We start from the raw sequence: 13,895 nt of genomic DNA, 5'->3' as shown, positions 1-13,895 counted from the left end.
GCACTTACTGCTGGTCGAACCACAGCGGGCGCGTGATGTAGTCGGGGTCGTTGCCGCCGATGCGCGCGATCTCGTTGGGGTTGTAAAGTACCTCCGTCGCACCCGGCAACATGCGCCGTGGGAAGCGGTCTTTGTAATTAGGCTTGGTGGCCAGCACCGGGTTTACGTTGTTGGTGGGGTACACCAGATTCACGTAAATAGCCGGGTCAAAGTCCAGACGGCGCATATCCGACCACGTGTCGGGGTTCAGGAACATGGCGATGTACTTCTGCTCCATGATGCGACGCAGGTCGAGTTCATCTTCGCTCTGGGCCACGGCGGCGCTGTTCAGGTAAGCCGTAATCTGGGCCTCTGTAATCGTGGGGAACGTAACGGCCGGGGGCGAAAAAGTGCCGCCCACACCGATCTTGCGCATGTGCGCCCGAATGCCTTCCCGATAGGCGGCCAAAGCCTGTGCTTTTTTGCCGGCCCGGAAGGCAGCTTCCGCCTCGATAAACTTCTGCTCGTGGTAGGTAATCACCTCGAAGTAGCCTAGGTCGCGGGCATACCAGCTGGCATAAAAGTCAGTAACCGTGGTAGAGCCCGGCGTCAGGTTGACGGTTGCCGTCGTGCCCGCACCCGGCTCGATGCCGGTGCTGGTAGTGGGCGCAATGATGCCGAACCGCGGATCAATCACGCCGGGGTACGTCGTGCCGTTGAGGTACTTGATGATGTTGGTCGAGTAGGTAGCCCCACCGAAGTTGGCGCGCGTCGGCCCGAAGATATTGGTTGTGTTGCTCAGAGGCGCCACCGCCGTCTGAAACTGGATCTGGGCGTCGTCGGCCGTGCCGGTAAAGCCTTTGGCACACAGCGCCAACACGGCATTGGGGTCGTAAGAGGACTTCTTGGTCAAATGCTGAAGCTGACGGGCTTTCAAGGCATTTGCCATTTTCACCCAGCGCGATGCGTTGCCTTTGTACAGGATGTCGCCGCTTTCGCTGGGTGAGGTGCTGTACAGGGCGCGGAAGTTTTCGGAAGCCGGCCGGCTCATCTCCACAATGCCTTCGTCGAGCAGTTGGTTGATGGTCGCATAAATCGACTCCTGCGTGTCGTACTTAGGCGTGTAGTTGGCACCGCCCTGGTACGCTTCGGTGTACGGGATGTCGCCGAGCATGTCGGTAGCGTGCGCCAAGATCATGGCTTGCATGATTTTGCCCGCGCCCACGTAGTAGGGCGAACCTTCGTCCTGCGCCGCCTTGATCATGGGCGGAATGTTGCCGCCCGACTGAAAGTAGGAGTAGTTGAACGTGTTGGTACTCTGCGCGTTGGTGAAGTAGTACTGGTCGTTGCCGCCGCTGTTGCGGGTGCGGCTCACCACGTACTGCGTGATGTAAGGCACGCGCAACGACGTGAACATCTGCGTCTGGATGCCGTTGCTGATGATGCCCGGCAGCAGGAAGTTCGGGGTGGAAGTGACAGGGTTGTTAGGGTTGTCGTTTACGTTGAGGTAGTCCTCACACGACGTAAGCGCACCGCCGCCCAGCAGCAGCCCTAACGCCAGAAGATATCTTTTCATTGGAAGAAGCATTGCTATTTATCGAGATGCCAACGCCTTGATTAGCAAGCGGTTATGCAGAAAGCTGATCAAGAATCAAATCTTTGCTAATCAGCGGCTTAACCAGCCAGTGCGTCAGCTATTCAGTTAGAAGTTAACCCGTAGGCCCATGTCGACGCCGCGCGTGGCGGGCACGTTGCCGTAGTCGAAGCCGTTGGAGCCGCCGCCGCGCACACCGGCACCCGCCGCTGCGGTTTCGGGGTCAGCGCCCGAGTATTTGGTCAGCAGCACCAGGTTGCGACCCGTCACGCTCAGCTCCACGCCTTTGATGAATTTGCTGTTGCCCAGCATCGTCGCCGGCAGGGCGTAGCTCAGCGTCACGTAGCGCAGACGGGCCCAGGAAGCGTCTTCCACGAAAGCCGTACCCACGTTCGACAACGTCGACACGAAGTACGATTGGGTTAGCTCCACCGGGCGCGTGTTGGGGGCATAAGTAACGGTGCCGTCGGGGTTAGTAGTGGCCACCACGCCGTCAAACACCACTTGCTTGTAACGGTCGAGGGTACGTTCGGCAGTACCCACGCTCGTTTGGTACAAATCGTTACCGTTCACCACTACGCCGCCCTTGCGGAAGTCGAGCAAGGAGGTCAGGGATAATCCCTTGTACGTGAAGGTGTTGGTGAGCTGCACCGTGTAGCGTGGTGCCCGGTTACCGGCGTATACAAACGTCGGGTTGGCCGAGGGATAACCGTTGGCACCGATGATGATCTTGCCAAAATCCGGGCTGTTGCGGTCCGTTACGCGGTTGAAGTCGGTAGCGGCTACGCCCGTGATCGGCCGGCCAGGAAATGCGCCGCCTTGGTGCACGTTCGTGATAAAAGCGTCGGACTGATACACCACCGTGAGCGGGAAAGGCAGCGACTCGGTGCGGTTGGTGTTGTGGTAGAAGTTGAGCAGCACGTCCCAGGTAAAGCCGCTTGGCGTCTTAACCGGCGTACCATTGATAGCCAATTCTTGGCCTTGGTTGGTCACTACGCCGCCGTTGATGTACTGCAGAATGAAGCCCGTGGCCTGGCTCACGCGGGGTGCGATCAACTGGTCGCGGGTGCGCGTGTAGTAGTAGTTGAAGTCGAGGCCCAGGCGGTTCTTGAGGAACTGCAGGTTGATGCCGCCTTCGTACGAACGGGTATGCTCGGGCTTCAAAATGGGGTTCGAGCCGAAGAAGTCGTTGCGGAAACCACCGCCGATGTAGGTGTTGGTCGTCAGCGGCGACTCTACCCGGTAAGGACCCGTATCCCGACCTACTTCTGCTACCGAGGCCCGCAGCTTGCCGTAGTTCAGGATGGGGTTCTGATCGAGGCCCAGGGTTTTGGTAAACTCATAGCCCAAGCCGAGCGAGCCGTAAGCGAAACCTTTGCCGAAGTTTTTGCCTTCGCTGGGACGGGGAAGCGTCGATGACTGGTCGTAACGGCCCTGCAACTCCACGAACACCTGGTCGAACAGCGTCACGTTGGCGCGGGCAAAATTACCGATCAGCCGCCGGATCGAGTTGCGCTCTAGGGCGCTACGGTTGGCGGTGTTGTTGAGGCCGATGAAATCCTGGTTCTGGAACACCAAACCGATGTAGTCGACAACGTCGCTGCGGTTTTGCTCAATCGTGTTGCCGATTACCAGCGAACCGTTGAAGTTTTCGTTGAACCGATGCGTAAAAGTAGCCAGCGTCGTAGCCGTCAGCAGGCGCGTCTGGTCCACGGTATAAGCCAGGCCGCCGTTTTGGTTGCTGACCTGCGACGTGCCCACGGCCCGCACCGATTGCGAACGCGACGTGTAAAAGTCCGTGCCGATGTTATGGCTCAAGGTCAGCCACTTAAAGGGCGTGAAGCTCAGCTGCGTATTGCCGATGAAACGGTTGATGCGCTCGGTTTGTGGATTTTTCTCCACCGACCAGTACGCGTTGTCGGCGTCGGCGTCGGTGCCGCTGCCCAAGGGCAATAAGCGGCGGCGCGAGCCATCGGGATTGAGGTAGTTGCGGGCGTCGTCGTTGCGGGGCCAGTTGAGCAAGCTCAGCATAAAGCCACCCGACGACGTGCCGGCCGTGGTGAGCAGGCCGGGGCCTTGCAGCGGGCGTTCGGCGCCGGAGTTGATGTACTGCGCCGAGCCAGTCACGGCGACTTTAGGCGAAATCTGGGCGGTGCCGGAGGCGCGCACCGTGGTTTTGTCGAAGTGGCTTTGGGGCGTTACGCCCGATTGCTCCAGGTTGGAAGCCGAAACGAAGAAGCTTGCCTTGTCCGAGCCGCCCGACATGTTCAGGAAGTTCTGGTACGTGTAGCCCTTCTGGAAGAAGTCTTCGAGGTTGTTGTAAATCGTTTGGCCCGGCGCAAAGCGTGGTCCCCACGAGTTGCGCGTGGTCAGGTCGGTGATGCCGCCCGAGCCGCGCTGGTATTGGTCTTGCATTTTGGGCAGGCGATTCACTTCATCTACCGAAAACTGCGTGCGGAAGTTGAGCGTAGTAGCGCCGCTTTTGCCTTTTTTGGTCGTGATAATCACGGCGCCATTGGCTGCGTTCAGGCCGTAGAGGGCCGCGGCGGCCGGACCTTTCAGCACCGTGATGCTGGCAATGTCTTCGGGGTTGATGTCGCCGGCCCGGTTGGAAGCGCCCACCGAGCGACCCAACAAACCATTAAACTGCGAACCACCACCCGGCGCCGTGCTCTCCTGAAACGACGAGTTATCCATGATCATACCATCGATCACGAACAGGGGCTGGTTGTTGCCGTCGAGCGAAGTACCGCCGCGAATCACAATGGCTGCACCTTCGCCGGCTCCACCACCCGAGCTGGTGATGTTTACCCCCGCAACTTTGCCCTGCAAGGCATTTACCACGTTGGTTTGGCGCGAATCGATAATGTCCTTCGCGGCTACAGTCTGCACGCTGGTCACGATTTCGCGCCGGTCCTGGGCAATGTTGTAGCCCGTTACGACTACTTCACTCAGGCTGCGCGTGTCGGTAGCCAAGCTCACGTTGTAGGTGGAGCCATCGTCTATTGCGCGCTCTTGGGGCGTGTAGCCTACAAAGCTGAATACCACCACGTTACCCGTCGAAACGTTCGTGAGTGTGAAGCGGCCTTCAGCATTGGTCTGGGTGCCATTGGTAGTGCCTTTTACCACCACGTTCACCCCCGGGATGGGCGACTTATCAGCAGCACCCGTCACAACCCCCGTAATGGTGCGGGCTGTTTGGGCGTAGCTTCGGGGCGCCAGCAGCACGCCGAGAGCTAAGAAAAACCATAAAAGTTTTTTCATAGGGAAAGAATGGAAATGAAGAAAAGGAAGAAGTTTAGAAATGCGAAAGGCCGAAATTCACTGGATGTGCGCAGTTGAATTCCGGCCAGAGGATGTCCGAAGAAAAAGGTAGCCCAAACAACACAAGCTGTTGATTCTCACAAATAACCAGGCTTACGACTTGCCGAAGAAGAAGGGATTCTGACGCTTAAACAAGGATTTTGGAGCCTTGCAATCTCAAAGGAAAGGTTTTAAAGCTAATACGCTGCAAAAGTCCAGTCAACTATATATGTAATTTAATTCAGGAATACTTAGCTTTTGAATACCGACTGCTGACAGCCGACCTTGCTTTTAAACTATTTCTTGGCAAGCAGAATCTTACATTCGGCGCGGCAAAGCGGCCGCATTCCAGCAAGTTGGCGCAGACTTCCTCTTAACATTCTAAACTCCTCATGCAAACTACCACCCAGGCCGCCGTCGAAACGACGGGTGCAGTGCCGCTGGCCGAAGCCTTCCAGCCCGGCCGGCTGATCTCCTTGGATGTGTTTCGGGGCCTTACCGTGATGGCCATGATTCTGGTGAACAACCCCGGCGACTGGGGCCACATCTACGCGCCTCTGGAGCACGCCGCCTGGAACGGCTGCACGCCCACCGACCTGATTTTTCCATTCTTCCTGTTCATCGTCGGGGTGTCGTTGGTGTACGCCCTTGATACGGCCCGTCGCAATCGTGATCAGCATAATAAATTGATAATCAAAATCTTACGAAGGTCGGCGATTTTGTATGGGTTGGGCTTATTTTCGGCGCTGTTTCCGGCTTTTGACTTCACCACCGTCCGCATTCCGGGGGTGCTGGCGCGCATTGCGCTGGTGTTTCTGATCTGCGGCCTACTCTTTCTCAAAACCACCTGGCGCCAACAGGCCTGGCTGCTAATTGGCATTTTGGTAGGCTACAACCTGCTGATGCAAGTGGTACCCGTACCCGGCGTTGGGCCGGCTAACCTAGAGCCAGCCACCAACTTGGGCGCTTGGCTCGACCGCCTGCTCCTCGGCGAAGCCCACCTCTGGAAGCAAAGCAAAACCTGGGACCCCGAGGGAATTTTGGGAACGCTGCCGGCCGTTGGCACCGGTTTGTTGGGCATGCTTACGGCGCAGTGGTTGCGGCGGCGCACCGTGGACGCGGCCACGAAAGTGGCGTGGCTGTTTGTGGCCGCTGGGGTGGCCATTGTGCTGGGCATGATCTGGAATGGCTGGTTTCCCATCAATAAAGCCCTCTGGACGAGTTCTTACGTGCTCTACGTCGGCGGTATTGCGGCGGCTGGCTTAGCCGCGCTGTATTGGCTGTGCGACGTGCAAGGCTACCGCGGTGCCTGGACCAAGCCGTTTCTGGTGTACGGCGTCAATGCCATTACCGTATTCTTCCTGTCGGGGCTGGTGCCACGCTTACTCAATATGATTAAGCTGCGGGAAGCCAACGGCCAAGAAGTGGGCCTGCGTACCTGGCTGTACGACACGTTGTTCGTCCCGAATTTCAGCCCGATTAATGCCTCCCTGGCCGGTGCTATCGTCTGCGTTCTGATCTGGTTGGGTATTCTGTGGGTGATGTATCAAAAGCGCATCATCATCAAGGTCTGACCGCGGATTGGGATGCATCCACTCAATGGGTGTATAACAATTCACAAGTATCTTATTATTAAATAGTTATAGTAAAGTGCAATCTGCTACGCAAGACGCGCAACAACTTACTGCCGCTACTCCCATAGCCGAAGCTTCCGGCCGCCTGCTTTCGCTCGATGTGTTTCGGGGCATGGCGGTGCTGCTCATGCTGCTGGTGAATAACCCCGGCGACTGGAACCACTACGTCACGCCGTTTAAGCACGTCGCCTGGAACGGCTGCCGTGCCGCCGACTTGGTGTATCCGGCATTCCTGTTCATCGTGGGCGTGTCGTTGGTGTACGCCTTGGATAGCGTCCGGAATCAGCCGGAGCGGCACAACAAAGCCATGCTGCGCGTGGTGCGCCGCGCCGTAACCATTTGCTTGATAGGGCTTTTGATAAGCTTGCTGCCGCATTTTTACTTCACCTCGTTCCGCATTCCAGGCGTGTTGCAGCGCATTGCGGTGGTGTATTTAGTGTGTAGCCTCCTGTTTCTAAAAACGACTTGGCGCACACAGGCTTGGCTGACCGTAGGGATCTTGTTGCTATACAGTGTGTTGCTACAAGTAGTGCCGGTTCCCGGAATTGGTCCCGCTAACCTAGAGCCTTCCACAAACCTCGGGGCTTGGCTTGACCGGCTTGTATTCGGGAAAAGCCACCTATTCGACGACCAAAAGGCTTGGGACCCCGAAGGACTGCTCAGCACCTTGCCGGCCATCGGAACCGGCTTATTGGGCATGCTCACGGCGCGGTGGCTGCGGCGGCGCACCGTGGACGCGGCCACGAAAGTGGCGTGGCTGTTTGTGGCAGGTGGGGCCGGCATCGTGCTGGGTATGGTCTGGAACGGCTGGTTTCCGATCAATAAAAACCTCTGGACCAGCTCGTTTGTGCTCTACGTGGGGGGCATCAGCATTGTGGTGCTGGCGGCGCTGTATTGGCTGTGCGACGTGCAGGGCTACCGCGGTGCCTGGACCAAGATTTTTCTGGTGTGCGGCGTGAACGCGTTGCCGGTTTTCTTCTTCACCGAAGCCCTCGAACGCCTCTGGACGCGCCTGAAAATGCACAACGCCGCTGGCGAAAAGGTGTACCCGCGCGACTGGCTCTACGACACGTTCTTCGTCCCGACTTTCTCGAACCCCTATCATGCCTCGCTGGCGTGGGCACTGCTCTATACAGCAATTTGCGTCGCGATTTTGTGGGTATTGTATCGGCGGCACATCATTATCAAAGTCTGAAGCAAGTAGCCGCCCGCCGCGCCGGACTCCGGTTTTTCTCGTACCTCTGTGGTATGAAGAAGAACCTGCTCGTTCTCGCCGCCAGCTTGTTGCTGGCTGCGCCGGCCGCTCTGGCCCAAACCACCGCGACTCCCGCAGTTTCCGCCACCACGGCCGTTTCGGCCGGTCAGCGCAAAGCTGCGGAAGACCTCCTGACCACCATGAAAGCCGAGGCCAACATCAATTCGGCCGTCGATCAAATGCTGACTATGCAGATTCAGCAGCGGCCCGAAATGAAGGCCGTAGAACCCGAAATGCGCTCTTTTCTTACCAAATACATGAGTTGGCCCGTCATTAAAGACGACATGGTGGCCCTGTACGCCCGCGAATTCACGGAGAAAGAACTGCGCGACATCAACAAATTTTACCAGACACCCGCCGGCCAGAAGTTCGTGTCGAAACAAAGCACGCTCATGCAAGCCGGCATGGAAATCGGGCAGCGCCGGGTACAGGAAAACCTGCCCGAGCTGCAAAAAATGATCGAAACCAAGATGAAGCCCGCCGGGCAGTAGTCCTCTAACCCACGGATTCGGGCGGATTTCGTGTATTTCACGGATTTCGTGTACGATTGGCTATTTTGCCTCTGCCTTGTAAGTGATTATCAATCAAATGATTACAAAAAAGCCTCACTGGACGCCCAGTGAGGCTTTTTTGTAAGGCTTGTTACGGCCTCTATTTCCTGGAAAAGGAAGTGAGCCGTTCACAAAACTCGCGAAATACACGAAATCCGCCCGAATCCGTGGGTTAGAAAGAGTAGTCAGCAAAATCCTGCCGGAGCTTGGTTTTCAGGAGTTTGCCAGTGGCGGTGTGCGGAAGTTGGTCCACAAATTCCACGGCGTTGGGTATCCACCAATGCGCGACTTTGCCTTCGTAAAAGGCCAGCAGTTCTTCCTTGCTCACCTGCGCGTCGGGCTTGCGCACGACTACCAGCAGCGGCCGCTCGCTCCATTTGGGGTGCGGCACGCCAATGACGGCCGCTTCAGCGACGGCGGGATGCGCGATGGCCAGGTTTTCCAAGTCGATGGAGCTGATCCATTCGCCGCCCGATTTGATCACGTCCTTCGAGCGATCGGTAATTTGCATGAAACCGTTGGAGTCGATGGTGGCTACGTCGCCGGTGCGAAACCAGCCGCTTTTGGTCAGCTCGCCGGGGTGCTCGGTGCGGAAGTAGTCGCCGACGATAAACGGACCGCGCACCAGCAAATCGCCAAACGCGACGCCGTCGTGGGGCAGTTCATTGCCAGCATCGTCCACGATCTTCATATCAACGCCGAAGATGGCGCGGCCTTGCTTAGTCTGAATTGCAAATTGCTCATCATCAGATAGTTGCAAATGCAGCGCTTTGAGCGTGCAAACCGTGCCCAACGGGCTGGTTTCGGTCATGCCCCAGGCATGGCGAATCTGGACGCCCAACTCCTCGTCGAACGCTTTCAGCAGCGCCGGTGGGCAGGATGCGCCGCCCACAATCATTTGGCGCAGCGTCGAGAACTGGGCTTTTTGTTGGCGCATAAACGTCAGCAGCCCAAACCAGATGGTAGGCACACCGGCGCTGAAGGTAACCTGCTCTTGTTCAAATAGTTCGTACAGGCTAGCCGCATCCAGACCTGGGCCGGGCAGTACGAGTTTGCACCCGTTCAGGGCAGCCATGTAGGGCGAGCCCCACGCGTTGACGTGAAACATGGGCACGACCGGCAAAATCACGTCGCGGGCTGAGCAGTTGAAGCAATCGGGCAGCGAAGCCGCGTAGCTGTGCAGCAACGTGGAGCGGTGCGAGTACAGCACGCCTTTGGGCTCGTCGGTGGTGCCGGAAGTGTAGCACAGCGAGGAAGCCGTGTTTTCGTCAAATATCGGCCACTCGTAGTCCTCGGACTGAGCGTCAAGCAATTCTTCGTAGCAAAGCAAGCCCGGCAACGACGATTCGGCGGGCATGTGGGCGCGGTCGGTCATAAGCACCCAGCCCAGCACCGTGGGGCAGTGCGGCGCCAGCTTCTCGGCCAGGGGCAGAAAGGTGAGGTCGAGAAAAATGTAGCGGTCTTCGGCGTGGTTGATGATGAACACCAGTTGCTCCGCAAACAGCCGCGGGTTGATGGTATGGCACACTGCGCCCATGCCCGAAATGCCGTAATACAGCTCGAAATGACGGTAATTGTTCCACGCCAGCGTTCCGACGCGGTCGCTCATCTTGATGCCCAGGGCCGTGAGCGCATTAGCGAGCTGCTTCGAGCGCCGGTGCGCGTCGGCGTAGGTGTAGCGGTGGATGCCGCCTTCGGTTTTCCGCGACACAATTTCGGTGTCGCGGTGCCATTTGGCGGCGTGCTCGATCAGCCCTGCGATGCGCAGCGGCTGGTTCATCATCAGACCCAGCATAGGGAGTTGCGTTAGGTGGGAAATGCCCGGTGGAAGGCACTTTCCAAGCTAACAAGAAATACGCGATGATGGATGGGGTATAGCGTTTTTTGCCGCGTGGTAGCGCGTCAAAAAACGCTGTCCCGGCTTGCTTGCCAGGACAGCGGGGAATAAGTTGCCTATTCTTCTTTTGGCACTGTCGACTCGACTTGTGGCCGCTCTGATTTCACGGCATCGATGGCCGTCTGGAGCAGGCGGCTGCGTACGCTCAGGTCGGAAATCTTGTTGTTGCGTCGTGTCGGATTGACGCGGTTGGAGAGCATTACCACCACCAGATCATACTGCGGATCGACCCAGAAATAAGTGCCGGTGTAGCCCGTATGCCCAAAGCTGCGAGGCGAAGCGTCCTTGGCCGAGTTGATGCTGGGGTTGTTGGCCGGGCGGTCGAAGCCGAGGGCGCGGCGGTTGTCGGGGCAAAACTGGCACCGTTCGTACTCGGCCATCGTCTCGGCCTTGATAATCTGCTGTCCGCCGTAGCGGCCGTTCCAAGCGTACATCTGCACCACTTTGGCCAAGTCGTTGGCGTTGCCGAACATGCCCGCGTGGCCCGAGACACCGCCTAGTAAGGATGCGCCTTCGTCGTGCACGGTGCCGTGAAGCTGCGTGTGCCGAAACAGCGAATCGTACTCGGTAGGTGCGATGCGGGCGAGTGGGAAACGGTACGTGGGGTTGTAGCCCATCGTGGTGGCGCCCAAGGGCTTATAGATCGCGTCCTGCACAAACTGGTTGATGGGTTTGCCCGAAGCCGATTTGATAAACGCCGGATACATGATAAACGACAAGTCGGAGTACACATAGCCGGGCTTCTCGTTGAGCGGCGACTCGCCGATTTCTTTGTGAATGCGCTGCGGGAAATCTTTCCGCGCCCAGAGGTCATCGGCTACTTGCAGCGGGAACCGACCCGACGAATCGGGGCGGAAGAAACGACGGCTCATCTCCGAAGGCTGCTTGGCCGAGACCGTTGCGGCTTCGGGGCGCTTGCCAAACAGGCGGTTGAAGAAGCCTTTTGGGCGTGTGTATTCCTGCCAAAACGGAATCCAGGCCTTCAGGCGGGCTTGGTGCGTCAGTACGTCGCGCAGCTTTAGGTCTTGCTTGTTGGTGCCCCCAAACTCCGGAAACAGCTGGCCCATCGTCATATCGGGGTTAAACTTGCCTTCGTCCTGTAGCTTCATCAGCGAAGGCAGCGTCGCCGAGACTTTCGTTACGGAAGCCAAGTCGTATATGTCGGTATTGAGTACCGGGCGGCTGGGTTTGCCGGCTTGGCTCGGCGAATCGGCGAAGCTGTGGGTGCCGTAGCTTTTGCGCAGTACTACCCGGCCTTTGCGGGCCACCAATACTTCGCAACCCGGAAATGCCTTCGCCGCAAGCGCCTGATTCATAAGCGAATCGACGCGCAGCTCGAAGTTGGGGTTCATGCCGGCATCTTCGGGGTAGCCGTAGCTCAGACGAATGCCGCCTTTTGTGGTCAATCCATAACCGTTTGTGTATCTGTCAGTTACTGAAACCGGTAATTTGCCCACCGCCGAGATGCCGCCGAAGATGATTTCGGCCGTTACGTCCTGCGCGTTTTTGCTTTCCTGATAAGCCAGCAACACGGCGTCGGCGCGCTCCAAATCGCGGATTTTAGCCACGGCATACGCGTTGCCAAACACGCTCACGATCACCTTTTGCTTCTGACCCGTGAGCTCGCGAAGCAGGATGTTGGTTTCGGGCGTCACGCCGAAGTTGGTGGCGGGCAGGCGGCCCAAGTTATTAATCCCGATCAGGAGGGTGTTGTACGGCTTCAGCGTTTCACGCATTTGCGTCAGCTCGTTCAGCGTTGCCGTCGCCGACAGCCAATAGTGGTGCACCGTGGCATAGTCGGCGGCCATGCGCTGAAAATCAGTGGTATCGCGCGTGCCAATGGTGAGCGTGGCAATACGCAGGGTATCAAGTCGTTGGAGCGGCAGCAGATCCTTCTGGTTGCGCAGTACCGTTACCGATAGCTCCGAAAGCTTGTGCGTCAGGTAGTTGGCATGCGACGTGTTGAGGTCTTGGTAAAGATTCTTAAGCTCGATGGGCTTGTAGTGATCCAGTCCGGCCCATTGCTTGAGCGCCAGCACTTTGCGGCAGCGCGCGTCGATGTCGGCCTGGCTCAGCTCTTTGCGGTTGATGGCTTCGCGCACCATTTGCAGCGCCAACGGAATGTTCTTGGAGAACTCCAGCACGTCGTTGCCCGCTATCAGGGCCCGCACGTCGGCGTCGCCGGGCGGGTACTTGCTGATCACGCCCTTCATGTTCATGGCATCGGTAAAAACGACGCCTTCAAATCCCATTTTCTGCTTCACCATGCCCGTCACGATGGGTTTGGAAAGGGTAGAAGGCATGCCGGTGCTGTCGAGGGCCGGAATATTGAGGTGCGCGATCATGATGCCACCGAGGCCACGACGCATCAGGTTGCGGAACGGGAAAATCTCGAGCGTGTCGAGGCGGCGCTGATCTACGCGAATCAGGGGCAGCGCCAAGTGCGAATCGGTGTCGGTGTCGCCGTGGCCGGGGAAGTGCTTGGCTACGGCCAGCACGCCCGCATCCTGCATGCCCTTCATGTACTGGTAGCTTTTCGCGGTCACGTTTTCGCGGTTTTCGCCCCACGAGCGGTAGCCGATGACCGGATTGGCGGCGTTGTTGTTCACGTCCACGACCGGCGCAAAATTGACGTGCATGCCGGTGCGCTTAAACTGCCGCGCAATTTCCTGGCCCATGTCGTACAAAAGCTGCGTATCGCGGACGCCGCCCATGCTCATCTGGTACGGAAAGCGCGTGGTGCTGTCGAGGCGCATGCCCAGGCCCCATTCGGCGTCCATGGCGACCAGCAACGGCACTTTTGCCTGGCTTTGGTAGCGGTTCAGTAGCTTCGACTGGCGCACCGGTCCGCCCTGAAAAAAGATCAGGCCGCCGATGCCGTATTGTTGGATCAGCGTCGATACCGAATCCTCGTCGATGCGGGTTTTGTTGGAATACGCGGCTACCATAAACAGCTGCGCCACCCGTTGGTCGGGCGTGAGCGTGGCCATCACCGAATCGACCCAACGCGATTTGGCCAGCTGCGCCGCGAACGGCACCGGGCCGTTCTTCGGCTTGGCCGCCGCAGATTTTGATTTTTTTGTATTTGACTTATAATCAGATACTTGTCTTTTGGATGTTGCCTCCGAAGAATGCCGATGCACAGCGGCATGATGGGCCGCCGTGTGCGTTGTTTTCTTCTTTTTAGGGTGCTTTTTATGCCCTTGTGCCGAGCCAGCGGCCGGATGAAGAAGCAGGATCAAAAGCAGGAACAGCGGAAAATTTCGGAGCGTCAGCAATTTGGAAGGTAGCTTTCAAAGACGAGTGATTTGCGAAAATACGGTAACCGCAGAAGTATTGCCGCAACTTATCTCAGCGGCGGTTTGGGTAGGGCCGTAATCATGGGCCGAAGCGGCTACGGCTCTGCTTTTAGTAAGCCACTTTTACTTACTGAGCCGTCCTATCTTTCCAGCGCTGCAAATGAAAAAAGCCTGTGATGGGCCTGCGCGCGCATGGAAGCTGGCATAATTCTAGTGTCGAGCCGGCCGCGCATCAACCGGGCTGGCTTCTCGACGCGTTTTCGAGGCGAGCCCAAGCAGGATGTTTTCCTGCGGAAACCTGTTCCAGTTGACCGGGTGGAAGCCTAATTTTGTGCGTCCGGCATATGGCCGGGCGACGGTTGCGCGTTATTCTATTCCAGCTA

7 protein-coding genes are annotated in these 13,895 nt (G+C 57.7%); 3 read left to right on the top strand and 4 right to left on the bottom strand.

The genetic code is table 11. The annotated features are described in order from the left end of the window. Positions 1–4: 4 nt before the first annotated feature. Positions 5–1,555 (bottom strand): SusD/RagB family nutrient-binding outer membrane lipoprotein, encoded by a 1,551-nt coding sequence (locus tag H9I52_RS11750; protein ID WP_187454050.1) that lies wholly within the window; start codon positions 1,553–1,555, stop codon positions 5–7. 126 nt (positions 1,556–1,681) lie between these two features. Beyond that, positions 1,682–4,837, bottom strand: a complete 3,156-nt coding sequence (locus H9I52_RS11745) for a SusC/RagA family TonB-linked outer membrane protein (RefSeq protein WP_187454049.1) — start codon at positions 4,835–4,837, stop codon at positions 1,682–1,684. 431 nt (positions 4,838–5,268) lie between these two features. Between H9I52_RS11745 and H9I52_RS11740 the strand changes: the two genes are divergently transcribed. From H9I52_RS11740 to H9I52_RS11730, 3 genes are all read left to right on the top strand, one after another. After that, positions 5,269–6,450, top strand: a complete 1,182-nt coding sequence (locus H9I52_RS11740; RefSeq protein ID WP_187454048.1) for an acyltransferase family protein — start codon at positions 5,269–5,271, stop codon at positions 6,448–6,450. Between the two features lie 76 nt (positions 6,451–6,526). Then, positions 6,527–7,705, top strand: a complete 1,179-nt coding sequence (locus H9I52_RS11735) for an acyltransferase family protein (RefSeq protein WP_316248034.1) — start codon at positions 6,527–6,529, stop codon at positions 7,703–7,705. A 53-nt stretch (positions 7,706–7,758) separates the two neighbouring features. Continuing rightward, the gene (locus tag H9I52_RS11730) at positions 7,759–8,256 is read left to right on the top strand and encodes a DUF2059 domain-containing protein (RefSeq protein WP_187454047.1); all 498 of its coding nucleotides are present in this window, start codon (positions 7,759–7,761) and stop codon (positions 8,254–8,256) included. A 232-nt stretch (positions 8,257–8,488) separates the two neighbouring features. Here H9I52_RS11730 and H9I52_RS11725 read toward each other — a convergent pair whose 3' ends face one another. Then, positions 8,489–10,111, bottom strand: a complete 1,623-nt coding sequence (locus tag H9I52_RS11725) for a 3-(methylthio)propionyl-CoA ligase (RefSeq protein WP_187454046.1) — start codon at positions 10,109–10,111, stop codon at positions 8,489–8,491. A 158-nt stretch (positions 10,112–10,269) separates the two neighbouring features. Then, a complete protein-coding gene (locus tag H9I52_RS11720; RefSeq protein ID WP_262386050.1) occupies positions 10,270–13,455 on the bottom strand; it encodes a glycoside hydrolase family 3 N-terminal domain-containing protein in 3,186 nt (1,061 codons plus the stop codon). Positions 13,456–13,895: the final 440 nt, after the last annotated feature.

It is taken from the genome of Hymenobacter sp. BT491 (assembly GCF_014349165.1).
Lineage (GTDB): Bacteria > Bacteroidota > Bacteroidia > Cytophagales > Hymenobacteraceae > Hymenobacter > Hymenobacter jejuensis.
This window is presented reverse-complemented; position numbering and strand designations above follow the sequence as displayed.

Bases quoted from the DNA above. Each gene is read 5' to 3' on its own strand.
- H9I52_RS11745 (WP_187454049.1), bottom strand. From the start codon at position 4,837: ATGAAAAAACTTTTATGGTTTTTCTTAGCTCTCGGCGTGCTGCTGGCG.
- H9I52_RS11725 (WP_187454046.1), bottom strand. From the start codon at position 10,111: ATGCTGGGTCTGATGATGAACCAGCCGCTGCGCATCGCAGGGCTGATC.
- H9I52_RS11740 (WP_187454048.1), top strand. From the start codon at position 5,269: ATGCAAACTACCACCCAGGCCGCCGTCGAAACGACGGGTGCAGTGCCG.
- H9I52_RS11730 (WP_187454047.1), top strand. From the start codon at position 7,759: ATGAAGAAGAACCTGCTCGTTCTCGCCGCCAGCTTGTTGCTGGCTGCG.
- H9I52_RS11750 (WP_187454050.1), bottom strand. From the start codon at position 1,555: ATGAAAAGATATCTTCTGGCGTTAGGGCTGCTGCTGGGCGGCGGTGCG.